Origin of the sequence: Plantactinospora endophytica (assembly GCF_016862915.1) — a bacterium.
In the GTDB taxonomy this organism is placed as follows: domain Bacteria; phylum Actinomycetota; class Actinomycetes; order Mycobacteriales; family Micromonosporaceae; genus Plantactinospora; species Plantactinospora endophytica.
In genome coordinates this window covers 12298-35621 of the sequence record NZ_BONW01000004.1, presented here as the reverse complement: position 1 = coordinate 35621, position 23324 = coordinate 12298, and the positions used below count along the sequence as shown (strand labels likewise).

The 23324-nt window shown below is 70.6% G+C and carries 24 protein-coding genes and 1 tRNA gene; 5 read left to right on the top strand and 20 right to left on the bottom strand.

Annotation, left to right across the window (positions count from 1 at the left end):
* Window positions 1-5 precede the first annotated feature (5 nt).
* From Pen02_RS05905 to Pen02_RS05825, 17 genes are all read right to left on the bottom strand, one after another.
* Complete coding sequence (locus Pen02_RS05905) at window positions 6-767, bottom strand: class I SAM-dependent methyltransferase (protein WP_203864907.1); 762 nt, start codon at window positions 765-767, stop codon at window positions 6-8.
* Between the two features lie 55 nt (window positions 768-822).
* Entirely contained in the window at window positions 823-2016 is a 1194-nt protein-coding gene (locus Pen02_RS05900) for an ATP-grasp domain-containing protein (protein WP_203864906.1), read from the bottom strand.
* Between the two features lie 622 nt (window positions 2017-2638).
* Complete coding sequence (locus Pen02_RS05895; RefSeq protein ID WP_203864905.1) at window positions 2639-3559, bottom strand: tetratricopeptide repeat protein; 921 nt, start codon at window positions 3557-3559, stop codon at window positions 2639-2641.
* The gene (locus tag Pen02_RS05890; RefSeq protein ID WP_203864904.1) at window positions 3556-6042 is read right to left on the bottom strand and encodes an Hsp70 family protein; all 2487 of its coding nucleotides are present in this window, start codon (window positions 6040-6042) and stop codon (window positions 3556-3558) included. The genes Pen02_RS05895 and Pen02_RS05890 overlap by 4 nt, the downstream gene beginning before the upstream one ends.
* Entirely contained in the window at window positions 6035-6559 is a 525-nt protein-coding gene (locus Pen02_RS05885) for a hypothetical protein (RefSeq protein WP_203864903.1), read from the bottom strand. Before Pen02_RS05885 ends, Pen02_RS05890 begins: the two co-directional genes overlap by 8 nt.
* Entirely contained in the window at window positions 6556-7596 is a 1041-nt protein-coding gene (locus Pen02_RS05880) for a serine/threonine-protein kinase (protein WP_239140193.1), read from the bottom strand. The genes Pen02_RS05885 and Pen02_RS05880 overlap by 4 nt, the downstream gene beginning before the upstream one ends.
* 2 nt (window positions 7597-7598) lie before the next feature.
* Complete coding sequence (locus Pen02_RS05875) at window positions 7599-8381, bottom strand: FHA domain-containing protein (protein ID WP_203864901.1); 783 nt, start codon at window positions 8379-8381, stop codon at window positions 7599-7601.
* 32 nt (window positions 8382-8413) lie between these two features.
* Window positions 8414-10558 (bottom strand): hypothetical protein, encoded by a 2145-nt coding sequence (locus tag Pen02_RS05870; protein ID WP_203864900.1) that lies wholly within the window; start codon window positions 10556-10558, stop codon window positions 8414-8416.
* Between the two features lie 109 nt (window positions 10559-10667).
* Window positions 10668-11309, bottom strand: a complete 642-nt coding sequence (locus tag Pen02_RS05865) for a LuxR C-terminal-related transcriptional regulator (protein ID WP_203864899.1) — start codon at window positions 11307-11309, stop codon at window positions 10668-10670.
* The gene (locus Pen02_RS05860) at window positions 11294-12481 is read right to left on the bottom strand and encodes a sensor histidine kinase (protein ID WP_203864898.1); all 1188 of its coding nucleotides are present in this window, start codon (window positions 12479-12481) and stop codon (window positions 11294-11296) included. Before Pen02_RS05860 ends, Pen02_RS05865 begins: the two co-directional genes overlap by 16 nt.
* Before the next feature lie 244 nt (window positions 12482-12725).
* Complete coding sequence (locus tag Pen02_RS05855) at window positions 12726-13070, bottom strand: thioredoxin family protein (protein WP_203864897.1); 345 nt, start codon at window positions 13068-13070, stop codon at window positions 12726-12728.
* The gene (locus Pen02_RS05850; RefSeq protein ID WP_203864896.1) at window positions 13067-13387 is read right to left on the bottom strand and encodes a hypothetical protein; all 321 of its coding nucleotides are present in this window, start codon (window positions 13385-13387) and stop codon (window positions 13067-13069) included. Before Pen02_RS05850 ends, Pen02_RS05855 begins: the two co-directional genes overlap by 4 nt.
* A complete protein-coding gene (locus Pen02_RS05845; RefSeq protein ID WP_203864895.1) occupies window positions 13377-14135 on the bottom strand; it encodes a hypothetical protein in 759 nt (252 codons plus the stop codon). Before Pen02_RS05845 ends, Pen02_RS05850 begins: the two co-directional genes overlap by 11 nt.
* A gap of 49 nt (window positions 14136-14184) precedes the next feature.
* Complete coding sequence (locus tag Pen02_RS05840) at window positions 14185-14781, bottom strand: hypothetical protein (protein ID WP_203864894.1); 597 nt, start codon at window positions 14779-14781, stop codon at window positions 14185-14187.
* 249 nt (window positions 14782-15030) lie between these two features.
* Window positions 15031-15732, bottom strand: a complete 702-nt coding sequence (locus tag Pen02_RS05835; protein WP_203864893.1) for a WXG100 family type VII secretion target — start codon at window positions 15730-15732, stop codon at window positions 15031-15033.
* 10 nt (window positions 15733-15742) lie between these two features.
* Window positions 15743-16057, bottom strand: a complete 315-nt coding sequence (locus Pen02_RS05830; RefSeq protein ID WP_203864892.1) for a type VII secretion target — start codon at window positions 16055-16057, stop codon at window positions 15743-15745.
* A 3-nt stretch (window positions 16058-16060) separates the two neighbouring features.
* Complete coding sequence (locus Pen02_RS05825) at window positions 16061-16513, bottom strand: YbaB/EbfC family nucleoid-associated protein (protein ID WP_239140125.1); 453 nt, start codon at window positions 16511-16513, stop codon at window positions 16061-16063.
* 276 nt (window positions 16514-16789) lie between these two features.
* Between Pen02_RS05825 and Pen02_RS42460 the strand changes: the two genes are divergently transcribed.
* Together Pen02_RS42460 and Pen02_RS05820 are read left to right on the top strand one after the other, a co-directional pair.
* A complete protein-coding gene (locus Pen02_RS42460; RefSeq protein WP_275413555.1) occupies window positions 16790-16912 on the top strand; it encodes a hypothetical protein in 123 nt (40 codons plus the stop codon).
* Window positions 16913-16922: 10 nt separating this feature from the next.
* Window positions 16923-18125: a hypothetical protein gene (locus Pen02_RS05820; protein ID WP_203864891.1), complete on the top strand. Its 1203-nt coding sequence runs from the start codon at window positions 16923-16925 to the stop codon at window positions 18123-18125.
* A 34-nt stretch (window positions 18126-18159) separates the two neighbouring features.
* Here the strand turns inward: Pen02_RS05820 and Pen02_RS05815 are convergent, their stop codons facing one another.
* The gene (locus Pen02_RS05815) at window positions 18160-18708 is read right to left on the bottom strand and encodes a GNAT family N-acetyltransferase (protein ID WP_203864890.1); all 549 of its coding nucleotides are present in this window, start codon (window positions 18706-18708) and stop codon (window positions 18160-18162) included.
* A 296-nt stretch (window positions 18709-19004) separates the two neighbouring features.
* On the opposite strand from Pen02_RS05815, the gene Pen02_RS05810 reads away from it, so the two are divergent.
* On the top strand, window positions 19005-20054 hold the full coding sequence (locus Pen02_RS05810; protein ID WP_203864889.1) for an NAD(P)/FAD-dependent oxidoreductase: 1050 nt from the start codon (window positions 19005-19007) through the stop codon (window positions 20052-20054).
* 84 nt (window positions 20055-20138) lie between these two features.
* On the opposite strand, the gene Pen02_RS05805 is transcribed toward Pen02_RS05810, so the two are convergent.
* A complete protein-coding gene (locus tag Pen02_RS05805; protein ID WP_203864888.1) occupies window positions 20139-20864 on the bottom strand; it encodes a dienelactone hydrolase family protein in 726 nt (241 codons plus the stop codon).
* 257 nt (window positions 20865-21121) lie between these two features.
* On the opposite strand from Pen02_RS05805, the gene Pen02_RS05800 reads away from it, so the two are divergent.
* Window positions 21122-21475 carry a hypothetical protein gene (locus Pen02_RS05800; protein WP_203864887.1) on the top strand — a complete coding sequence of 118 codons (354 nt, stop codon included), beginning with the start codon at window positions 21122-21124 and terminating at the stop codon, window positions 21473-21475.
* Between the two features lie 209 nt (window positions 21476-21684).
* A complete protein-coding gene (locus tag Pen02_RS05795; RefSeq protein ID WP_203864886.1) occupies window positions 21685-22929 on the top strand; it encodes a PQQ-dependent sugar dehydrogenase in 1245 nt (414 codons plus the stop codon).
* A 320-nt stretch (window positions 22930-23249) separates the two neighbouring features.
* On the opposite strand, the gene Pen02_RS05790 is transcribed toward Pen02_RS05795, so the two are convergent.
* Window positions 23250-23322: transfer RNA gene (locus Pen02_RS05790), tRNA-Lys, on the bottom strand.
* Between the last annotated feature and the right edge of the window lie 2 nt (window positions 23323-23324).

The following is a 23324-nucleotide window of genomic DNA, read 5'->3' as shown; positions in this document are numbered from 1 at the left end:
CCACCTCAGTCACCCGCCGGAATCCGGTAGACGGAGACATGGTCGGTGCTGTCGGCCGTGAAGGGGCTCCGCTGCCAGGTGCCGTACCGCTGTTCCAGCCGCAGCCCGGCCAGCCGGGCCATCAGGTCGAGTTCGCTGGGCCACGCGTAGCGCAGCTTCGACGGACGGAACTCGGTGCACGCCGGCCGCAGGATCAGGTACTGGTTGACCAGGGTCTGCCGGACGGGGTCGTGCAGGGTCACGTCGAGATCGACCAGGTCCTTGTCGAGGTCGTAGACCCGGATCCGCTGGTTGCCGGTGAAGGAGGCCGGGTCGGGCACCAGGGCCTGGACGACGAACCTTCCTCCGGGTACGAGATGCCGGCGGGCGTTGGCGAAGACCTCGATCTGTTCCTCCTGGCTCAGGGCGAGGAACAGGGTGTTGTAGGCGGCGAACACGATGTCGAAAGACGAATGGCCCGCGTCGACGGTTTCCATGGTGTCGTGGACGAGCCGTAACCGCCCCTGGTCGTCGGCCACCCGGCATTTCTCCAGCATCGCGGCAGAACTGTCCACACCGGTGACGTCACAGCCGCGATCCGCGAGTGGCAGTGCGATACGTCCCGTACCGATTCCGAACTCCAGGATGCGCGGTCGCCCCTCGGGCCGGCCGCGTCCCAGCTCGTCGAGAAATGATGCGGCGTATTCGGCGTCGGGCGGGCACTGGCCCGGCTCGTCGTAGATATCGGCGATCCCGTCCCCATAGGTCGCCGACGTGTAACCCTCCATCAACGCTGCTCCTCTTATGCCGGTGGTCGGTCATCGAGCGAGGTCATCGAATGGGTCAGGAGGCGAAACGGGGCTCCAATCGGGTGAGCGTGGTGCGGGCCCGCTCGGAGGCTTCCCGCCAGTCGGAGCCGGCGCATATCACCCAGCACAACCGGTGGCCCACGTGTTCGGGCTTCGGCGGAAGAGTCATTCCGGGGTTCGCGGCGAATGCCATGCCCATGAGTGACGGTTCGCTCAGCACGTCGGGAATTCCGTCGTATCCCGCGAGCACCCCGCCGCGCGGGGGCACCGTCCACAACATCGCCTCGGCGCCCTGCCACCGGGGACGCCATTCGGGAGAACGACCGAGCGCCAGGGCAAAGGCCACATGGTACGGATTGCCGCCGCTCCGGCGGTAGATCATGTCCATCAGACGGTCCCCGGCGGTACGGGCGTTGACCTCCACGATCATCGGGCCGCGCGCGGTCATGAAGACCTCGACGTGGATGATCGTCCCGTCGATACCCAGGGCCAGTGCGGCGTCGATCGCGGTGGCCGTGATCTGCTCCTCGTCCGGCCCCCGGTACGGCAGCGCGTGGCCGATCACGATGGGGATCCGACCGGGCAGCGTGGTCTTCTCCGTGACGCAGATCGCCGTGGCGCGGCCCTCGTGGACGAACCCCTCGATGCTGTACTCGGGGCCGCTGAGCTGCTCCTCCACCAGGAGCGGCACCGTGAGGTCCAGGCGCGTGGCGTGCACGGACTCGTACACGGCGGCCATCTCGCCCTCGTGCGCGACCAGCTCCTTGCCGATGGCGCCCGCCTGGTCCGCCGTCTTCAGGATCACCGGATAACCGATCTCCGCGGCCGCGGCCAGCGTCTCGTCGAGCGAGTCGCACGTCCGCCAGCGCGGACAGGGCAGGCCGGCCCGGGACAACGCGTCCCGCTGCGCCACCTTGTTGAGCGCCAGGTGGGCGGCGTTCGGGGACATGAACGGGCAGCCGATCTTCTCGGCGAAGACGGCGGTCGGTTCCATGAGTTCGTCGTAGAAGGTGAGTACGCCGTCCGGACGTTCCGGCAGGCGGTCGAAGGCGCTCTGCAACTCACCCGGATCGAAGAGATCGTCGACCGGCAACTGGACATGGGCCAACTGAAGCATGGGCGCGGTGGCGAAATCGATGATGGCCAGGCGAAAGCCACCCTCAAGGGCGCTGCGAATGGCAAACTCCCGGTTTTCGACGACACCGACGAACAGCAGTAGCTCGCTCATTCCCCCGTCTCCCTGGTGCGATGGACGCTCGCTGTGAGATTGCCGAAAGCCCTGCCAGGTCACTCCAAAGCAATTCTCCAGTCAATACTTGACCTCGTCCGTTCGGGCTGCTACTCGAAGGCTTGATGACGGTATGTGCCCGTAGTCACTCCGCGTCACAGCACAGCCCATGACAACCAGATTAACCATCGCAAACCCCCGTGACGCGCATCGATGGCACATCAGGCTCAAGCGCACTAGGGGGAAGCGCTTGCTACAGTGATGTTAACCGATGCGGCCATTGTTCCTCAAGTGATTCGTACGCATCGCTGCGACGCGATCGCGCTGTGTTGCGGGTTCGAGAAGGCCGATGTGGGTACGCCTTCGCTGGTGGTAGCGGGGATGGACGTGGCCGATCCTGAAGATCATCGAGATGCGTACGGCGGCGAAATCCACCCGTCCCGAGTCATGCGACGGAGCGGTTCGCGGTACTCCAATGCCCGGCTCCCGGGGCCGCCGATACCCACTGGCAAGATCGTCGAATTTCCGTACCAGGGAGGGTCGCCTTCACCCTCCTCAAGGGAGCGTCAACAGCGGACGGGCGAGACGCCCGCCCACTGCGACACTCGAAGGATGTCCCTGATCACGCGGGCGTGAGGACGAGGCTCGCGGTGCGGTTGCGGGCCGGTTCGCGGAACGGGCCCTGGGACTGGTCGGCGGAGCGCAGGGTGAACGCGGTCAGCGGCAGGTCGCCCGCCTCGGCCAGCTCCCGCGCCGTGACCCGGGCCCGGGTCAGCGCCGTACCCGAGCCGCCGCTGGTCAGCCCGCCCGGCACCGGCACGCTGTGCCCGACCACGGTGACGGTCACGTCGAGAGCGGGCAGGCGGCGGCCGACGGCGGCGAGCACCTGGGCGCCGTTCCCGGTCAGCCGGGCGTCGCGGCTGAACAGGCCCTTCCGGAAGAAGACCTGCACCGTGTCCGGCCGGCGCTTCACCACGACACCGGGCAGCGTGACGGCGCGGGCGATGGCGTCGAGCCGGGCGGCCAACGCCTGGGCGGCTAGCGTGCGGTCCGCCTCCATCTGCGCGAGCCGGCCCGCCAGCTCCGCTGCGCGGCGCCGCTCCGCGGCCAGGGCCGCGCTGTCCGGTGCCTCGGTGGCCACGGAGGCGGCGGGCTTCGCGGGCGGCGAGGCCGACAACGACGGGAGCACGATCACGGTACCGGCGGCGACCGCGATCGCCACCGCCGCTCCGGCCGCTGCGAGGCGCACCGGCGGCGGGACCGGGCGCGGGCGCCGTTCACCGGCGAGGATGGCGGCGACCGCCCGGCGGCCGGCGGCGGCGCCCTCGTGGCCCGGGTCGATTGCCTGGACCGCCGCCCAGCACTCGTCCGCTTCCCGCCAGCGTCCCTGTTGGGCACGGATCCGGGCGAGCAGGTCGAGCGTGGCCGGCTCCGCGCTGTCCACCGCGTCGAGGGTCCGGGCGGCGCCGTCCAGGTCGCCTCGGCGGGCGGCGGCCGTCGCCCGGCTCACCGCCAGGTCGGTACCCAGGGCCGGCGCGGTCACCGGCCGACCAGCCCGATGATCTTCGGCTGCTCCTCGCGCGGCAGCAGCCGGACGAGCCGGGCGTTGACCGCGTCGAGCGCGCGTTCGTCGCCGGCCGCCAGGGCCTCCTTGCCGTTCCGGACGAGCGTCCGGGCCTCCCCGGACGGCTGCATCCGGCCCTGCTGCTCGCAGAGCGCATAGAACAGGCGTACCGACCAGCCGGGCTGTCGCCGTTCGAGCTCGATCAGGAACTCGGTGACCCGTTCGGTCTCCGCCCTGATCCGCGCCGAGCTGCCGCTTCCGATCGCCTCGTCGGCACGCTGCCCGAGATCGGCGAGCGTCGTCCGGTCGGCGGGGTGACCCGCCTCGGACACCAGACGACCGGCCTCGGCGAGCAGGTCGCGCAGCTCCCGTACCAGTGCCGGTTGGTCGGCCGCCTCCTCGATGTCGTCGAGCTGCGCCTGCACCTCGCGCAGCCGGTCCTCGGCGGTGGCCGCCGCGCCCGCGTCCACGGCGGCGGCCCGGACCTGCTCCCGCGCGGTGGTCAGAGTGCCTTCGTCGTCGAGCCGCTGCAGCCGCTCACGCACCTGCGGTACGTCCGACGCACGCGACTCGTGCAGCGCGGCCATCCGCTGCTCGGCCTCGGCGAGCGCGGTCGCCAGTTCGTCCGCCTGCGGCGTGCGGACGTCGTCGAGGTTGATCTCCGCCTCGAACTGGGCCTGGATCAGCGGCACGTCGGCGACCACGGTGACCAGGTTGGAGGCGTCCACCTCGAACGTCACCTCGACCTCGGTACCGGCGGGCAGGTCGATCCGCACGTCGAGCGGGCGGATCTCCAGCGTGCCGACCAGCCGGTTGCGGTCGGCGCGGTCCCGCTCCCCCTGCACCACCGGGATACGGACCACGGCCTCGGCGTCCGAGCGGCGCAGCGCGGCGGCGGTACGGAACACCTCGCGCGCCCGGGTCGGCAGGGTCGCGCCCTTGCGGAGCAGCGGCGCGAACGCGCGGTCGGCGAGCTGGATGCCGAGCGAGTGGGTCAGCCGGGCACCACCGAACTCGACCTCCCGGTGCGTGATCGACAGCGAGTCGGGCGACACCTTCTGCGGCGCACCGGACGCGTCGGTGAGTTCCACCGTGAACCGCGACGTCCGGTGCGGATCGACGGCGACCTCGGTCAGGAAGGCGCCCTCGGCGTTCAGCGCGACCCGGCCGGTGCGGAACGGCGGCTGTCCGTCCGGGTTGCCGAGCGTCACGGCGTACCCGGTCCAGTCCACCGGTGCGGCGGCGTGGAGTTTGCCCGCGACCACCGGCGTGGTGGTCGTGACACTCGGCTCGTACGCGAGTTGCAGTGCGAACTCGCCGACGGCCGGTTGGAACGACGGCGGATCCGGGCGCCGGACGGTACTGGCGAAGATGGCGGCACCACGGGCGACCACGGTCGTCGGGTCAAGGCTGGTGTCGAGCGCGATGCCGAGGCCGTCGCGGCTGTCGGCAAGACGCTCCCGCAGACCGGGCGCGAGAGTGGTGCCGCCGACCAGCAGCAGCCGGTCGATGTCGCCCGCGTTCAGCCCGCCCTCGGCGAGGGCGGTGCGGCACAGGTTCATCGCCCGTGCGTAGAACGGCTCGGCGACCCGGTCGAGTTCGTCCCGCCGGAGCGTGTACTCGAACGTCTCGGTGTCACCGCCGCTGACCGTCAACTCCGTCGTCAGCTCGATCGCGTCCCGGCGGGAGAGCTGCATCTTGCCCTCCTCGGCGAGCCACTTCAGCTTGGCGAAGTTCACCCGCCAGGCCGGGTTGTCGCGGCGGAAGTCGGCGAGGCCGAACTCGGCTGCGGCGGCGGGGGCCAGGATCCGCTCCACGACCGCCCAGTCGATGAGCTTGCCGCCCAGGTACGGGTCGCCGGCGTGGTTCAGCACCCGCAGGTCGCCGTCCCGCTTGCTCACCACCGCCGCGTCGAACGTGCCGCCGCCGAAGTCGAACACCATCCAGTACGCCCGGTCGTCCGCGTCGTGGAAGCCGTACGCGAAAGCCGCTGCGGTGGGTTCCTGGACGAGCGGGCAGGCGGCGCTGAGCCCGGCCTGGACGGCGGCCTCCAGGGTGGCCTTGTTCTGGTTGAGCGAGAAGGCGGCCGGTACGGTGATGACCGCCGCCGCCGGTGGGCTGCCGCTGTGGTGCGCGGCGTCCGCCCGCAGCGACCTGAGCACCTCGGCGGAGAGCTGCGGCGGCGTCAGCGTCGTACCCGCCTTGACGAACCGCTTGCTGACGTCCGCGAGTCCCATCTCCAGCTTGAACTCGGCGACCGCGTTGTCCGGGTCGATCTGCACCCGCTCGCGCGCCCGCCGTCCGACGTGCACCACGCCGGGCTTCGGGATCCACACCGCCGAGGGCGTGATGTCCCAGCCGTCGTTGTTCTTGATGACGGTGGCGCCGCCGTCCTCCTCCACCACCGCGATCGCGCTGTTGGTGGTGCCCAGGTCGATGCCGAAGTCGATGGTGTCACGCATGCTCGTTCCTTCCGTCAACGGGCTGAGCCGGGGTGCCGACGATGACCTGTCCCATCTGGACGAGGCGGCCGTGCAGGTAGACCGACGGGCGTACGGTCTCGATGACGACCTCGGCGGTCAGGGCGGGGTTCTCCTGGTACACCAGGACTTCGAGTTCACGTCCCGAGTCGAAGACGTCGCCGTCGTGTTCCTGCACCACCAGGCCGGCGCCGGCCAGCGCCTCGCTGCACGTACGCAGATATCTGCTGGCCTGGCGGTCGCGGGGCGAGGGTTGTCCGCCCGCCGAACCGAGCTTCCGTTGGGCCCGCCACAGGTTCGTGGCGGCCGTCGCGAGTGCCGCCTCGTCCGGCGCCTCGGGCGGCGGCTGCTGCTCGACCGGCTTCGCGTCCCGGACCGCAGCCAGCAGCTCCGCCAGGTGAGCCCGCTGCGCGTCCGTCCAGATCGGTGGCGCGATCCGGAACTCCCGATGGTGTCGGCGCTGACGAAGCTCCTCGCGCAACCGTTCCATCCCTCTCACATCGTCACTCCTCGTCGCCACAGGGCCAACTTGGGCTGGTAGCGGGCGCGCAGCTCCGGTGCCAGCTCGATCGCCTCCGCCAGCAGCTTCGCCGCGCGGTCGAGTTGGCCGGCGTGCCGGGCCAGCGCCAGCGACTCCGAGACGAGCCGGAGAGCCCGGGCGTGCGGCGGCCCGCCCTGGTCGCGGGCGGAACCGCCGCCGAGCCGCCGGCCGCGCAGTTCGGCGGCCAGCACACCGGCGGAGGCAGGCCGGCCCGCCGGGTCGACCTCCAGGGTGGACAGCACGATCCGGTCCAGCTCCGGGTCCACCTCCGGGTGGTACCGGCTCGGTGGCAGCGGTGCCCGCGCGAACCGGCCCGGCGAGTACGACGACAGCGGTGCACCGTCGTCGTAGGGCAGGCGGCCGGTCAGCAGCAGGTACACGATCGTGCCCACCGACCACACGTCGCTGGCCCGCGAGTACCCCTCGCGGCGCAGCACCTCCGGTGCCATGAAGGCGAACGTGCCCTGGGCGCTGGCCAGCATCGTGAACGGGTCGGCGCGCTTGGCGAGCCCGAAGTCGCTGACCCGGACCCGCAGGGCGCTGCCGTCGTACCCGACGAGGATGTTCGCCAGGGTCAGGTCGCGGTGCAGGATCGGCGGGTCCTGCTCGTGGGCGGCGGTCAGCCCGGCGGCGATCTGTTCGGCCGCCTCGACCGCCAACCCCACCGGCATGGTGGGTGCGTGGGCGCGGATCAGCCGTTCGAGGCTGCCGCCGGCCACGTACTCCATGGTGAAGAAGCCACGGACGCCCTGCGACGTACGGACCGTGCCGGCGTCGAAGAGGCGCACGATGTTCGGGTGGCCCAACGTGGAGAGGAGTCGGGCCTCCTCCAGCAGGGTCCGCGTCTCGTCGAGGGAGGCCACCCGCTTGAAGACCTTCATGGCCTGCCAGCCGAGGTACTCGTGGCGGACCCGGTGCACCTCGGCGAACGCGCCCTCGCCGAGCAACCGGTCCACCACCAGCGTCTCGGTGATGCGGTCACCGCTCTCCAACATGCTCACGGCGCTTCCCCGGGATCCGCGACGTTGAGCCGGTACCCGATGCCGGTGATGGTCTCCAGGATGCGCGGCGCGGACGGATCCACCTCGATGGCGCGACGCACCGCGCGTACGACGCCGGCCAGGTCGGCCCGGGTGTAGGCGCGGCCGGGCGGCCACTCCTCGTGCGGACCCCAGAGCGCGGCGACGAGTTCCTCGTGATCGCACGCGACGGCGGCTCCGGCGCTGCTCCGGCCCACCATGTACCGCAACAACTGGTGGCCCTGTGGCCGCAGCCCGCCGACCGGGGTCTCACCGTTCTCGTCGCTCCGGTACGCCCGCGCGGCCACCCAGTCGTACCGCAGGTAGGGCCCGCGCGCCGGTACCGTCGGCGGCGGCTCGAACGGCGCGGCCTGGGTGGTGTGCGGGTCGAGCAGCGTCAGTTCCCAGTACAGCGGCTCGCCGTCCGGGGACATGTCGCCGAGGACCAGCAGTGCGTCGCCGTGCCGCAGGCGGCGGCTGCCCACCAGGCGTTCGGTGCGCCCGTCCAGGCAGCGCAGCAGCGTGCCGTTGACGCTCGCGTTGTCGGTGACCGTCCAGCCGCCGTCGCGCAGGTCCAGTGTGCAGTGCAGCCGACCGATCCAGCGCTGCGGGTCCGGCTCCAGCGCCACGTGCGGCGCGTGGTCCGGCGCGGTACGCCCGACCGTGACCGGCCCGTCGGTCAGCTCGACGCCCCGGACCCTTCCCTCGGGCGAGGTGATCCGCAACGTCACGCTCCCACCTGTCCGCGTCTGCTCGCCCACCGTCAACTCCTTGGCTGGCACCATCTGCCGGGCTACCGGGCTCGCCCGTCGAACGGCTGGTGGTCCGTGCGATGCGCCACGCAGGCCGCGTACATCCGCTGCTGACTCTGCTCGGTCCACCATTCGGGCAGGATCGGCGAGACCGAGAACCTGTCGGACACTCCCAGCTCGGTCGCCAGTTGCCGGCAGGCGCGGCCGGCCTCCTCCGTGAGCCGCGTCCGGGCCGCTTCGCCGTACGGCTGTGTCCCGGGCGGCGGCCAGGCCAGGTCCCGGTAGCCGAGGACTTCGGCCCAGTGGGCGCCGCTACAGCGCACGATCGGCCACAGGTTGTCCGCACCGTCGGGCTGCTGCCGAAGTTCCACGCAGTAGCCGCTCGGCGCGTTGTGGTCCCGGCCCTTCCGGGAGGTCACCGGCCGCTGCACGGCGAGCTGGGCGCCGGTCTGCCGGGAGGCCGCCAGGAACGACCACCGCCCGCCGTCGACCCGCCGGACCAGGCAGGTCGCGTAGTTGGCGGACGACTCCGACCGGGTGATCACCTCCGGAGCGGGCAGGATCACCTCGGTCGCGTACAGCTCCGACGACAGTCCGAAGTGGATGGCCTGCTCGCCGCAACTGAACCGGGCGAGCCCGGCCAGATAGTCGTAGTCCGCGCCGGACCAGGAGTGAACCGAGCTCTGCAACCCCAGGAAGGCGATCACCTCGGCGGCGTGCCGCTGCCCGCAGGCCACCTTCACCACCGCCGTGTCGCCGTCGTCCAGGTCGTCGGCGTCGCGGACACAGACGATCTCCTGCGAGACGTCGCCGTGGTCGGCCGGGTGGATGTCGACCAGGCCCTCGTCCGAGCCGGTCGTAGCGTTGAAGATCAGCACGAGCGCCACGACCAGGACCGCGCAGGCGACGACGGCCGCGATCACACGGCGGCGCCGACGCTCGATCTGGTCCTCCCAGGCAGACAGGTTGATCGCGGCGCGGTACCCGACCGGCCGTTGGGGTGTGCGGTAGGAGATCGGCCCACCGGCCTCCAGGTCGGCGAGCATCTCCCGGATGGCCGCCGCGAGCGCTTCGTCGGTGGCCCGGCCGAGGATGCCGCGCAGAAACGCCGCCGCCTCGTACCGGCCTCGGGTGCGCCGCAGTTCGTCGACCGTGAACCGGAGCTGGTTGAGCGCCTCGTCCGCCTCGTCGAAGCCTTGCAGGTTCTCCCGGACCCGACGCCGGGTCTCGGGATCGGAGGCGAGCTTCTCCGCCTCCGTCAGCCAGCTCCTGACCCGGCCCTTGGCCTCCCCGGTGGCCCGGCTCCGGGCCAGTGCGCAGTTGTTGAGCAGCACCGCGATCCTGTCGCGGGCGGCGTCGGTACGGCGGTGCTGGTCGCGCGGCGCCAACCCTTCCAGCCGGGCCAGCAGCGGCTTCACCCGCGCCCGCATCTCGGTCACGATCTCGTCGGCGTCGCCGGAGTCCAACCGGGTGTGCAGGTCACGCACGGTGGACTCCAGCTCCGTGTACAGCGGCTCGGCGGCCTCCTCGACCAGCCGGTCGCGCTCGCGGGCCGGCAACGGCCACTCGCCCAGGTTCTTCCGCATCGGCGCCGGATAGGCCGCGGACGCCGCCAGCCGCAACAGTGGGCGTACCAGTGCCACCGGCAGTTCCGCCCGCAGCGCGTCCACTGCGGACGCGTCGAGCTGCCTGTCGTCGAGCCGCTGCACCCGGTGGTGCAGGTGCCGCCAGAACGACGCCGACCGCAGCGTCTTCGTCCAGGCCGTCGCCGCCGCCGTCCACTGGCCCGGCAGTGCGCCGGAGATGGTCGCGGCCAGCAGGTCGTCCGGCGCGATGTCGAGCGCCGCAGCGTGGGCGCGCACCGCCGCGTCGTGGTCGTAGTGCACCCCCGCCGGACATTCGCAGCCGCCCGGCGGGCCCCACACGGCGAACACCTCGTGCACCAGGCGACGGCGCGGATCGCCCAACACCCCGTCGAAGGCGGCGCGCACCTCCTCGGTGGTCGCCGAGGAACCCTGCCAGTCCACGTCGGCACCGACCCGCAGCGCCGCCGTCAACTGCTGCTGCCTCGCTCGCGCGGTCCGCCGGTCCACCTCCACCGGCAGGCCGGTGATCCGGAAGACGTTGCGCCGGTACAGGTCCGGCCCGGCCAGCTCCCGCAGGCTGGCGACCGCCACCTCACTCACTCGGGCTCCCCAGGACGACGTGACTCCGGACTCGGACCGGCTCGGTTCTCAGGATCGTGGGGCCGGACACCGGACACCACAGCAGACAGTTGGAAACTAGATGTACGGCCTAGGACAGACCGCCACGGATGGGGTCCTCCCCGACACGCTTCAGGTAGTCACCCGGACTGGTGATCGGCCGCCCGTGGTCCCGGTACTTCTGCCGAACCCGTTCCAGGTGGGTCTTCACCGTGCTCTTCTCGATGCCGAGCCGCCGCGCGATCGCCGTGTGCGTCATGCCCTCCGCCACCCCCAGCAGGATCTGCCGCTCCCGGGGCGTCAGCGCCGGACCACGCCGGTCGTCGTCGCTCAGCAGGAACGCGTGCTCCGGCGACGTCGGGGTCTCACCCCGGTGCACGGCCCGGATCGCGCCCGCCAGATCGTTGAGGTCGCGTTCCTTGGGAACGTAGGCCACCGCGCCGGCCTCGGTCGCCGAGACCACCCAGCGGCGGTCCTTCACCACCGAGATGACGATCACCTGACGGCCGGTGGCGGTCAGTTGCGCGACGTTGTGCGCCGGGTCGGTGAAGTTGCCCAGGTCGAGATCCAGCAGCACGATCGCCGGCGCGTCGGGCCCGGCGGCAAGGTACTCGTCCACCGACGCGGCCGTCGCCGTCAGCCGGATGTCGGGCGTGCTGCCGAACCAGTTCGCGAACGACTGGAGCAGCATCTTCTCGTCGTCGATCGCGCCGATCGTTATAACGGTTTCCATGTGATCTCCACGGTGGTCCCCTCGCCGGGGGTACTGGTGATGTCGCACTGGCCGCCGGCCTCGACGACGCGGTGCCGGATCGAGCCCAACAGGCCGTACCCGCTGCGCGCCGCCGTGGGCACGAACCCGGCGCCCCGGTCGACGACCGTGACGCGCACCCCGCCGGCGCCGTCGCCCCGGGTCGTCAGCCACGCCTGCCCGGTGCCGGCGTGCTTGCGGGCGTTGTTGAGCGCCTCCCGGGTCGCGCCCAACAGCGCCTCGGTGACGTGGCCGGGCACGCCCGCCGGCAGTTCCGCCGAGTTGTGGTCGATCCGCAGCCCGAGCGCCGCCAGGTCGCGCACGACGCGGCCGAGCCCGCTGCCGAGGTCCGTCGGCACCGCGTCGTCCGACCCGGTGATCAGGGAACGCAGGTACCGCGCGTCGCGCTCGCACTGGCTGCGGAACTGCTCGGTGTTGAGGTCGATCTGCCCCATCGCGCCCACGGTCAGCGTGGACAACACCGTGTCGTGCAGGTTCCGGTACTGCCGCCGCCGCTCCCAGTCCCGGGCCTCGACCGACGCCATCCGGGCCGCCGCGTCAGCCGCCTGGCGCTGGGCCGCCAGCGCGGCGGCGTGGGCCTCGTCCGCGGCGCGGGCCGACGCGCGTACCCAGGCCGCGGCGAGTCCGGCGGCGACGGTGAACATGACCAGCGAGCCGATGTTGCCGGTCACGGACGCGAGGAGCGAGGAGTCGGCGGCGAGATCCCGCCACACGCCGGCGAGGTAACAGCCGGACAGCAACAGGATCGACGGTACGGCCAGCCAGCGCGGGCCGAACACGACGACGAGTACGCCGGCCGCGTTCGCCGGCGCGACGGTCCAGTTCGCCCACCCGATCGCCTGGCCGGGCGCGGTCAACCGGCCGACGACGACCAGCGCGACCCCGATCAGCAGGACGTCGGCGGCGACGGCGAGCCAGGTGATGCGCCGCCCCCGCAGCGCGCCCCCGTAGAGCACGACCGACCAGGCGGCAGCGACGGCGTAGAGGCCGAACACGACACCCGGTCGCGGGTACGCCGACCGGTCGGTGGAGACGGCGGCCACCCCGGCCGCAGCGTACTGCGCGAGGCGGACCGCCCCGAACACCCGGACCAGCACGCGCTCGGCCTGTTGTCGCCCGTCGACCGCCAACACACCACAAACATTCCAAAACCCGGGCGTACGCGGAAGTCCGCTCTGCGGCGGACTCCTCGGAACATCCACGACACCGACGGCGTCTCACCGGGACGATCCGGGCCGATGCCGAGCCGGCCGATCCTGCTGACCCGCTGATCCTGCTTACCGGCCGGGCGTGTCGCCAGAGTTCGACGTGCTCCACCCGACCCTGTCGCCGCGACGGTCGTCATTTCCACCGCCGACGGATGGTGTGGCTGGTGTGTCAGTGCGTCGCGATGTTCGGCCCGACGGCCTGCTCGATCTCCTCGACGAGCCGGTCGGCGGGGCGTACTCCGAGTAGCACACGTTGCATGACGCCCTGGTCGAGCAGCACCGAGGTCGGGGTCTGGGTCACGCCCCATCCCCGGGTGGTGACCGGGTTGGTGGTCACGTCGACCGTGGCGATCGTCAGGCTGTCGCCGAGTCGCTGGGCCACCTCGGCGAGTACGGGGGAGAACGCGCGCCGGACGTCGCCGCTGGCGGGTAGGAACACGAGCAGGACCGGCGTCGGGCTGTTGGCGACCCGGGCGTGGTAGGTCGCGTCGGTGACCGGGACGACGTAGCTCATTGGTCCTCTTCCGGTTGGCGCTTCCATTCGAAGGCGGTGCGCCAGCGGTTGTCGTCGTAGAGGTAGCTGAGGAACGCGTCGGTGACCGCGTCCTTGGACTGGGGGAACGGCGATGCGTAGGCGCGGTCGGGGCCGCCTTCGCGGTAGTCCACGTCGAGGCGGCCGTCGTCGACGGCGTAGGTCTGGATGTAGTAGTGCGGGCGGATCCGGAGGACGGCGAACCTGGGGCCTCGGCTGTTCAGCCGGGCGAGCCCGGCGCGGATGTCTGCCTCGGTGGCGTCGTGGATCTCGTCCTGGTCCTCGATGTCAAGATTCATCGTCGACGCCCTCGGTGAGGAAGGTGTGGGCGTACAGCAGCAGGTCGTTCAGCTCGATCTCGCGGCCCTGCCCGCCTTCGGTGGCCAGTCGTAGGCCGTCCTCCCAGTACGCCCGGCGGAGTTTGTTCTGGAAGTTCTGGAAGTCGATCCACGCACCGTCGGCCCGGTCGAGCTTGCGTAGCTCGCTGTACAGCAGGTCGGTCCGGGCGAGGCCGAGTTCGTCACCGATGCTGCCGCCGCCGGTTTTCGGATTGTCGAAGCGCATCTTGAGAAACGGCCTCGGGATGCGGTGGATGTCGGCGGATTCCAGGAACTTGCCGAACCGGTCCGCCGCCTCGATCTGCGATTCCCGGCCGGAGAACTCGCAGCGCCACGCCGGGAACACCTGATAGGTGACATCGGAGAGTTCGGGGATTTTCTTGTGGAGCCGGTAGACGGTGGGAATCACGGCGCCGACCGTGTCGAACTCGTAATTGGAGTTCCCTGGTGGCGTGTAGCCTTCGAGGACCGCGAACGGTACGGCGGCGAGCACTTCGGTGCTGCGTTCCCGGGCGAAGGACAGGACGCTGGTCAGAAGTTCCTCGTCGCCTTCACCGCGCATGTTCATCTGCACCGCGTGCCCGCCGTCGGGGGTGATGGCCAGGCCGTAGCTGAACATGGTGCCCAGCGACCAGGTCCACGCGTCCTGGATCCCCGGCAGGGGCCGGACGCCGGCGAAGCCCTGGACGATATTGGCGATATCGGTCACGATACTCCAGTTCGGTTACCGGCAGCTACGCGTCCTCGACGGTCGGACATCAGGAGGCAGTATACCCCCCGCCCGTTTCCTGTTCGTATCTCAACCCCAATGTCGCGCCACCCCGGGAATTCTCCGACCGCAGCATGGGTTGCAGGTTGTCGACATTGTTGTACCAGTCATTTCGATACTGCCTGGTATTGAACCGGCCATTGTCGTTCCAGTCCTGGACGACCGGCTTGTTGTGCTCGTAGGTGATCTCGTCGCCATCCGGGACGTCGATAACCTCACCGTTGTCGTCCAGCCAGGTCAATTGGTCCCTGGGTATCCGCTCACCGGTGGGCGAGCGCGGCCACTCCCCCGCGGCGGCACCCTCCACCGTGTACCGACGGGCCATCTCGTCGTGCGTCGACTCGCGGTACCCGCCGGGATACTCGCTGTCCCGGTTGTGCGCGCCGGGTGGGGCGGTCGGATCCTTGGCGTATCCGCCGTCCGGCCCGTGCAGCCGGCCGTTGGCGTCGTACTTGTAGCCCTCCGGCAGCTCCTCGCCGGTGATCGTGCTGTGCACCGGCGACTGGGTGGTGGAGCTGGCCGCGCTGGCGTTACCTACCCGACCGGCGTCGAACGCCGCCTGTACCTGGGTGTGGCCGCCGTCCACACTCCCGGCGTTCCCGCCGGAGGTTCTCCGCCCCGACGGTGCGGCGTCGCCGTCGCTTCCGGTGCGGGTGGTCGGCACGGTGTCGGTGCTGCCGGTGTGGGATCCCCCGCTGCCTCTGGCCATCGGCGCCCTACCAACCCTGCGCGGCGCGGCGGGCGGCCGGCTCGGTCATCGTGCCCCCACCGGTCGTGCGGAAGGTCCGCTGTCTGCACACCGCGATCGACTACGCGACCTCAAGCTCATGATCAGCTACCCCATCAGCGTCTTCAGGTTGGTGAGGCTGGTGATCAGCGCGCTGGTGTAGCTCGCGATCCGGCCGGCCCACTTCAGCACCGCCGACACGATCTGCGCCGCGACCAGCGGGATCGTGACGACAAGCAACGCCTCCGCCGCCCAGACGATCACCCGGGCGACCAGGTCGCAGATCAGGTCCCGGACGATGTCCCGGGTGAACTGCACCAGGTTCCCCGCCGCCTGGGTCGCCGAGGCCATGGTCGCCGCCAGCACCGACAGGCCGCCGAGCCCGTCGACGTTGTTGGCCATCTTGTTCTGGTACGCCTCGGCCGCGCTGCCACCCCAGTCCGGCAGGTCGGAGGCGAGGCTGGAGTACAGGTCGTCGGCCATCGTCTGCAACGCGCCGGCCATGTTCTGCCACGTCTCGGCGTGCGCGGTGACCATGTCCGGAATCCCGGCCAGCTTGTCCAGCACCTCGCGCAACGGCTCGAAGTGCTCCATCGCCCAGCCGAGCCCGTTGGCCAGCAACGCACTGAACGGGTCCAGCACCGTAGCCGCAGCCTCCATCGCGAACGCCCCGCCGGCCAGCAGCCCGTCGACCCAGGAGCCGCTGTTCACCGACTGGTGCAGGCCCTGGAACCCCTCGGCCAGCGACGACCCCGTCCACGCCGTACGCGTCGACGTCGGCGCGGCGACCAGCGAATTGTCGGCAACCATGGTGGCGACCTCACCCCACCCCGCCGGACCGGCGGACCCGGTTCGACGACGAACTGTCAGCGGACTCGTACGCCCGGGCAGCGGTGGTCAACGCCTCCGACGCCAGCGACAGGTTCTCCTCCACGTACGCGTACAGCGCGTCCTGCCGCTGGTGCCGGGCTTCGAGAATCCCGGCGATCCACCCGCACAACAACCCGTAGGCCTCGTCGTTCTGGCTGATCGCACGGCTGGCGCCCTTGATCGCCCCCAACTGGTCCCGCACCGCCAGCACCCGCGCCGCATGCCGGTGCAACTGCGCCGGGTCGACATTGAACGCGTCAGCCATCGCCTACCCCCGTCCCAGCCTCGGAGCAGGAGGCCCAGACGGGCCGTCGGTCGAGTCCGGCCCGTCGAGGAGCTGCTGCATCCGATCACCGATCGTGCGCGCCGACACCGAGTCGGGCCCCATCGTCTCGATCGCGATCTGCCGCGACCTGTCGGCCGCCGTCACCCGCGCCTCACGCAGTGCCGACATCACCGCCCGCGCCACCGTCTCCGGGTCGAACCGGTGGATACGGTCCGTGAGCTTCAGATCGACCAGCACGCCCGTGGAGTCGACCGTCACCTCGGCCAGCCCGTTGCCGTCCTTCGCGGTGGCCCGCAACTGTCCGATCTGGTCACTCATGGCCTGCGTCTTCGCCGCCATCACCTCGACGCGCTGCTGCCACGACCGCAGATAGTCGCGCGCGCTGTCCGGATCCAGAAACGCCTCGCCACCCGGGATCCCCGCCACGGCCGCCACCCCCGCTCAGCACTCGACGACCTACCGAAGTCTAACAACGACAGACATAGTTGATCATCCGGCTCCGCCGCCCGCCCCGGCCGCAACCGCCGGTGCGAGTGGCCCTCCAGCCCGAGGTTCGATCTGCCCTCCTCGCAGGATCCCCGCTTCCGGCCCCGCAGGGAAGACCCGTGCGGCGTTGTGCCCGGCTCGGGCCGGCGATCGCCGCGACCGTGACGCCACCGAATCCGGAAGCGACGCGCCACTCGCACCGTTCGCGCCGGCACCCGGCACGAGGTGACCGACGACGAACTCGCCGCCGCCGACCGGTACGAGGTCGACGACTACCACCGCACCCTCGTCTTCCTCGGCACGGGTGTGCGTGCCTGGGTCTACGCGCGCCCGACCTCGGCGTTGTAGCGTTTCCGCGATGGGGAACATCGAGGCTCTGGTGCCCGGGATCAGCGGAGTCGACACCGCCGGCCTGAGCCGGTACGACGCGGACGAACTCGCCCGGTACGCCGCCGATCCCGGCAACCCGTGGTGGCGCCGCCGGGCCTGCGCCGTCGCGCTGGCCGGTCGGGTGCCGCAACGGTGGGTCGCCGAACTGCTGGCCCGGGTACGCGATCCCGACGACACCGCCGAGGTACGCGCAGCGCTCCTGGACCTCTTCCCGGACCGGACGGAACTCCTCCCCTGGCTACGACACGAGGACCGGCAGCACGAGCAGTACGGCATGCCTGCGGCGTTCCTCAAGGCGCGCGGCATGCTCGGCGACCGGACGGCAACGGCCGAACTGGTAACCCTCGCGGCGAGTCCGTGGTCGCGTTGGCAGGCGCTCGGTGAGGCCGGGTTGGACGGGCTGGTCGCCCGGCACGGAGTGGCGGAGGTCCTCGGCGACGTCGGCGACCGGCGCCCCGAGGACCGTGCCTTCCGCGTCCGCATGCGACACCGCCTCGGCGAGGACGGGACGGACGCGCTCGCGGATCCCGACCGATCCGTGGCGTACCTCGCCCAGTCGCTGCTGACCGACCCGAACCGGCTGCGCGACCACCTCGACAGGGCACCCACGACCGAGGCGAAACTGTGGGCCGCGTACGCGCTGTACAACCTCACCGAGGACGTCACCGAAACCCGGGCGATCTACGACAGACTCGGCCGCCCCCGGGTCGACGTTCCAGGTCTGGACGACGAACTCCGCGCGGCGATCGTGCACGAGTACGCGCCTGGCTGCGAACGGCACAGCGATCCGCGATGGCGGATCGAGGCCCTCTGCACCGAGCCACCCGCCCGCCCCGACCAACAGAAGCAACTCGACCGGGCAATGGCCGCGCTCGGCGCCGCGGGCTTCGCCCCACAGTCCCCGGTCTACTGCGGCGACGCCCACCAGCAGGGCGACGGCACCTACCACGTGGTCAAGTGTGGCGAGGTCGAGGTGTTCATCAGCACCCTCGGGCGGTTCGCCACCGCGTACGATGCCGCGCCCGCCGTGCCGGCGGCTCTCGACGCGGCCGGCCTACGCTGGATCGACGAGGCCACCGCCGCGATCCGGGTCACCGACCTGTGCGTCTACTACTTCGGCGACCGAAATCCGCTCACCGTCGACACCCTGCTGTTCTACTGGCAGGACTAGAGACCGAAGAAGATGATCAACCAGCTCGGCCGGCTCAATCAGCAGTTGGTGAAAGACGCTGCATCCACAACGAGCTGATGTACTGACTGTTCTTGACCGCGTACTCGCGGAACATGCCAACCTCGGTAAAGCCGAACTTTCGATGCAGCGCCACCGACGCATCGTTGGGCATGGCAATGCCCGCCAGGACGACATGAACGGGCTCGTCGGCCAAGTACTCGAACAGCGTCCGATACAGCAAGGAGCCCACACCCTGGCCCCGGCAACTGACGTCCAGCGCGACGCTCACCTCGACCGTCTCCCGGAAGGCTTCGTGGTCTCGGTAGCGCTGGCTACAGGCGTAGCCCAGCACGAGGCTGCCGCGTCGCGCAACGACCAGCCGATACGGCCCGGTCGAGGAGAACTGCTCAAACCACCCACGCCGTTCCTCCACGTCAGTCGGCCGAGTAGCGAACGTAGCGTGTGAGTTCGCCACCGTGTAGTTGAGGATCTCCACGATCCCAGGCAGGTCATCCTCGGTGGCAGGCCCGATCACCACCGGGGCCAAGTTGACAGGTACGCCTCCATCAGTCCGCTGGCTCACCTCGACACCGTAACCAGCCACCCGGCACACTCAGTCCCTGCGCCCCCACCGGATGCTGAAACAGCGAGGCTTGGCGTTTGTTTCGGCGACCGGAGCCGTGTCCCCGGCGGGCGCAACGCGCGGCCGACCGACACACCTGGGTGGCGATCGGCCTCGGCCCGGTGAGCCGACTCAGCCGACGAGCGGACCGGGCTCGGTCAACCGTGGCTGCCCGACGACGGCCGAGCTCAGCACGGCAGTATTGGCCTGCCTCCTCAGATCGAGTCGATTGCTGCTGTTCAGGAACGGATCACGCCATGTCTCACTTCCAGTCCGCGCAGTCCGACGGTGGCGCCACTTCGGACCAGACCATCATCGTGGTGGGCGCAGGCATCGTCGGCGCCTCGGTGGCCTATCACGCCGCCCGGGCCGGTGCCGTCGTGACCCTCGTCGACGCCGGGCGCCCGGGCGCCGGTGTGACGGCAGGCTCGTTCGCCTGGATCGGAGCATCCGGCGTACGCACCGGTCCAGCAGCCGCGCTGCGGGCGACCGCGACGCAGGAGTACCGCCGGATCGAGGCCGAACTCCCAGGGCTTCCGGTGAGCTGGTCCGGCTCGCTGTCCTGGGGCACGACGGACGACGCGCCGGAGGCCGGGCCCGGGCAGGAGATCGTGGACGCGGCCACCGTGGCGACACTGGAGCCCAGCGTGCGGCAGCCCCCGGAGTGGGCCGTCTGGGCGCCCGGTGACGGCTCCGTCGACCCGGTGGGCGTGACCGAGCGGCTGGTCACGGGCGCTCGCGCCCACGGCGCCCGGGTCCAGCCGGACACGCCGGTCACCGCGGTCCGCCGGGATGCTGCGGGTCGGGTTGTCGGGGTCGAGACGGCCGCCGGACCCCTCTCCGGTACGACCGTGGTGCTCGCGGCAGGGGTGGCCACGGCCGAGCTGGGCGTGCCGCTCGGCGTACGCATTCCGGTCCACCCGTCGCCGGCGACGCTCTTCCGGTTCCGCGCACCGGCAGGCCTGGTCCGCACCGTGGTCAACACCCCGGACTTCGACCTCCGGCAGGTCGGCGCGGACCGGCTACTCGCCGCCGCGGACTCGCCCGAACGGACTCTCGCAGCCGTCCGGTCCACCTTCCGTGGCGCCGCGAACATCGAACTGCTCAGCACCCGGATCGGCGTACGCCCCATGCCGGTCGACGGCGAGCCGATCGTCGGCCCTGTCGCCGAGGTGCCCGGCCTCTACGTGGCGGTGCTGCACTCCGCGGTCACGCTCGCCGCAGCCGTGGGGCGTTTGGTCGCGCGGGAACTGGTCGACGGTGCCGTCGAGCCGATGCTGGCAGGCTGCCGTCTCGACCGCTTCTGAGCAGGGCTGACCGGGGTGTACCCGTCCGGCTCGGCGATGACGACGCCGAGCCCCGCGCCAACTGGGTCAAGAGCTGGTCCGGCCTCACTTCAGGTGCCGGGCGAAGAAGCGGTTTCCGTCGTCTCCCTCGAACTGCGGGATGCCGGTGTGCCCGCCCATGTTGGCGTGCAGCGTCTTCTCCTCGGAGCCGAAGGCGTCGAACAGGTCCAGGGCCAACTGCCGGTCGTTTCCCTCGTCGTCCCATTGCAGCAGGACCAGAAGCGGAATGGTGACCTGCCGGGCCTCCTCGAACATGCTGCGGGGCACGAAACTCCCGGCGAACAGCAGGGCGGCCGAGATGCGCGGCTCGACCACCGCCAGCCGGGTGCCGATGGCGATCACCCCTCCCGCGTACCCGACCGGGCCGCCGATCTCGGGCAGCGACAGGAGGGCGTCCAGCGCCGTCCGCCATTCCGGAACAGCCTGCTCGACCAGCGGGAGGACGAGCCGCTCGACGATCTCGTCGTCGACCGGCTCGCCGGCCGCCAGCGCCCGGCGCAGGTCGGCGCGGGCCTCCTCGGCAGCGGCGGAACGGGGTCTGGCACCACCCCCGGGCAGCTCGATGGTGGCCGCGGCGAAGCCCTCCGCCGCGCAGTGCCGGGCCCGGGCCACCAGTCGGGGGTACATCTTGGGCAGTCCGCCGGGGTGGCCGAGCAGGATCAGCGGTGCCGGCGCCGATCCGGGCGTCCACACGATGCCGGGGATCCCGCCGAGGGTGAATTCGCGTTCGAGGACGCCGTCGTCGAAGCGTTGTTCAGAAGTGAATTGCATGGTCGTACCTTTCGGGAATGCCCTTGAACGGCGCTCCCGGACGACCTACCGCCCGACCGTGACCCCGGAGGGGAGCACCCATGTCGAAACGTTCACGGGTACCACCTCCTCGGTCTCTCGCACGGCCTCAGGAAAACTAGCAGCGTCCGCCGTGATCCGCCAAACGTTTTGCTCACGCCCAGCACAAGAGCAGGACCTTCACGGGTGGCGGGAGAGGTCCTGGCGACTGCTACCGGTGGTGTTCCTAGGCTGAGCTGATGATCAACGGTCGTGGGCGCCCGTCACGGCTCAGCGGCTTCTGGGTTTGCCTCGTCGGCGGCGCGGTCATCGCGTTGCTGCTGACGGTCCTCGACCCGGTCACCCGCTACCAGGATTGCCCCAACTACGGCGGAAACGGAAACGCGAGCGCGTTCGACAATGCTGCCTGGGATCTCTGGTTCCCGCTCGTACTGCTCGGCTGGCTGGTACTCGTCGTCCTGGAGCAGATGTTGCCCGTGACCTGGCGTCATCGCGGCGGCCCCGACATCGCGGTTCGCGCGGCGTCTGCCGTTGCCTTGTCCATCTCGACCTCCTGCTGCCTGTTCCTCAACGTGGCGGTCGTGTGCCACTGACGCCCGGACGTCGGCCGAGAGACGCACCCTCATGCCCCAGTGCACGCCGCCCCAGCACATGCTCGCCGTCACGATCGCGGCTCACCACGGGCCCGACGTGCTGCGCTCCCAGGGCGGCAACACGCGGGTTGGATATTGGCAGGGCTCGATGTAGTGTGGGAACGCTCCCAGATCGCGTCCTCCACACCACCTGCTCGAGGAGCCGAAACATGTCGCGACGGCGTTGTCGCCCGGCCACCATGCTGGCCGGGCTGCTCGTTCTGGTCCTGTCCGCGTTCCTGTTGCCACCGGCGTCGGTGGCCGACACTGCCACGGCCGGCACATCCCACACCAGAGCGGTGCCACTCGCCGAACTGACCGTGGTCTCCGAACAGGTGGCTTTCGGTCTACAACGTCCGATCGCGATCACCGGGCTGCCCGACGGCCGGATGCTGATCGCGGAGAAGAACGGCACCGTCCGCGCCTACCACCCCGACACCGGCCTGGCGGCCGAGCCGGTGCTCGACCTGACCGCCCGGATCGACACGTCGGACAACGAGCGTGGCCTCCTCGGCATCACGCCCGCGCCGAACTTCGCGCGGACCGGGATCCTCTACGTGGCCTACACGAGCCTGCCGGCCGGCGAGCTGACCCTGGCGCGAGTGCCCCTCGGCGCTCCCGCACGGCTGCAGGTGCTGCTGACCCAGCCGCACGCCGAGTACGGCAACCACAACGGCGGACAGGTGGCGTTCGGCCGCGACGGCTACCTCTACTGGTCCCTCGGCGACGGCGGCCACGCGAACGACCCGTTCAAGTCCGGTCAGGATCTCGGCACCCTGCTCGGCAAGATCGTACGGATCGACGTCAACCGCACCTGCGGGGCAAAGCCCTACTGCGTACCCTCCGACAACCCGTTCGTCCGCACCCGCGGCGCTCGGCCGGAGATCTGGGTCTACGGGCTGCGCAACCCGTGGCGGTTCTCCGTCGACCGGGTCGACGGCTCGCTGTGGATCGGTGACGTCGGCCAGGGCCTGATCGAGGAGATCAACCACATCCGCCCGTCGCAGCGTGGGGCGAACCTCGGCTGGTCCTGCCGGGAGGGCACCCCGGTCTTCGACCAGGAGCAATGCCGGCCGGGCGTGCGGTACACCGACCCGGTCTTCGAGTACCCACATTTCATGACGGAGAGCTGCTCCGTGACCGGCGGCGTGGTGTACCGAGGGTCCGCCACCCCCGAGGCGTGGGGCACCTACATCGCGAGTGACTACTGCTCGACCCTCGCGTTCGCCGTACGCCCCAAGCCCACGGGCGGCTACGAGACCGCCACGATCGGCAACTTCCCCATCCAGCCGACCGCGATCGACGCCGACGTGCACGGCGAGCTGTACGTGCTCAGTGACCTCCCGGGATGGCTGAGCCGAGTACGGTTCGAGCGGGTCCCACCAGCCTCTGGCGGCGGGACGGCGAACCGCTGAACCACGGGGCAATCGCTCGGGCTCCGCAGTACCCCTCGGGGACGGCCGCATCCGGCGGCCGTCCCCGGCTCACTCCGATGCAGGCTCGGCTCGTCCACAAAGTCCCGTCTCGGCCGTGGACCAATCAGGGCTGACAGCCGGAGGCGCCGCCCGGTCACCAACGCCACCTGCCGATCTTGTCCGCGCCAGCGACAGGGAATCCGGCACCCGCAGTGTCCGTCCGACGGCTTTCGAGCACCCGTCGAGCACTCGGCCACGGCACGAAACATGAAAAAGGCCCGGACCCAGGAAGAATCCCAAGTCAGGGCCCTGATCAATTGTGCGCCGCCAGGGACTCGAACCCCGAACCCGCGGATTAAGAGTCCGCTGCTCTGCCAGTTGAGCTAGCGGCGCTC

Coding starts and splice junctions, on each gene's coding strand:
- Pen02_RS05800 (WP_203864887.1), top strand. CDS start 21,122: ATGATCAACGGTCGTGGGCGCCCGTCACGGCTCAGCGGCTTCTGGGTT.
- Pen02_RS05905 (WP_203864907.1), bottom strand. CDS start 767: ATGGAGGGTTACACGTCGGCGACCTATGGGGACGGGATCGCCGATATC.
- Pen02_RS05830 (WP_203864892.1), bottom strand. CDS start 16,057: ATGGCTGACGCGTTCAATGTCGACCCGGCGCAGTTGCACCGGCATGCG.
- Pen02_RS05890 (WP_203864904.1), bottom strand. CDS start 6,042: ATGCGTGACACCATCGACTTCGGCATCGACCTGGGCACCACCAACAGC.
- Pen02_RS05810 (WP_203864889.1), top strand. CDS start 19,005: ATGTCTCACTTCCAGTCCGCGCAGTCCGACGGTGGCGCCACTTCGGAC.
- Pen02_RS05865 (WP_203864899.1), bottom strand. CDS start 11,309: ATGGAAACCGTTATAACGATCGGCGCGATCGACGACGAGAAGATGCTG.
- Pen02_RS05880 (WP_239140193.1), bottom strand. CDS start 7,596: ATGTTGGAGAGCGGTGACCGCATCACCGAGACGCTGGTGGTGGACCGG.
- Pen02_RS05835 (WP_203864893.1), bottom strand. CDS start 15,732: ATGGTTGCCGACAATTCGCTGGTCGCCGCGCCGACGTCGACGCGTACG.
- Pen02_RS05795 (WP_203864886.1), top strand. CDS start 21,685: ATGTCGCGACGGCGTTGTCGCCCGGCCACCATGCTGGCCGGGCTGCTC.
- Pen02_RS05805 (WP_203864888.1), bottom strand. CDS start 20,864: ATGCAATTCACTTCTGAACAACGCTTCGACGACGGCGTCCTCGAACGC.
- Pen02_RS05850 (WP_203864896.1), bottom strand. CDS start 13,387: ATGAATCTTGACATCGAGGACCAGGACGAGATCCACGACGCCACCGAG.
- Pen02_RS05855 (WP_203864897.1), bottom strand. CDS start 13,070: ATGAGCTACGTCGTCCCGGTCACCGACGCGACCTACCACGCCCGGGTC.
- Pen02_RS05900 (WP_203864906.1), bottom strand. CDS start 2,016: ATGAGCGAGCTACTGCTGTTCGTCGGTGTCGTCGAAAACCGGGAGTTT.
- Pen02_RS05820 (WP_203864891.1), top strand. CDS start 16,923: ATGGGGAACATCGAGGCTCTGGTGCCCGGGATCAGCGGAGTCGACACC.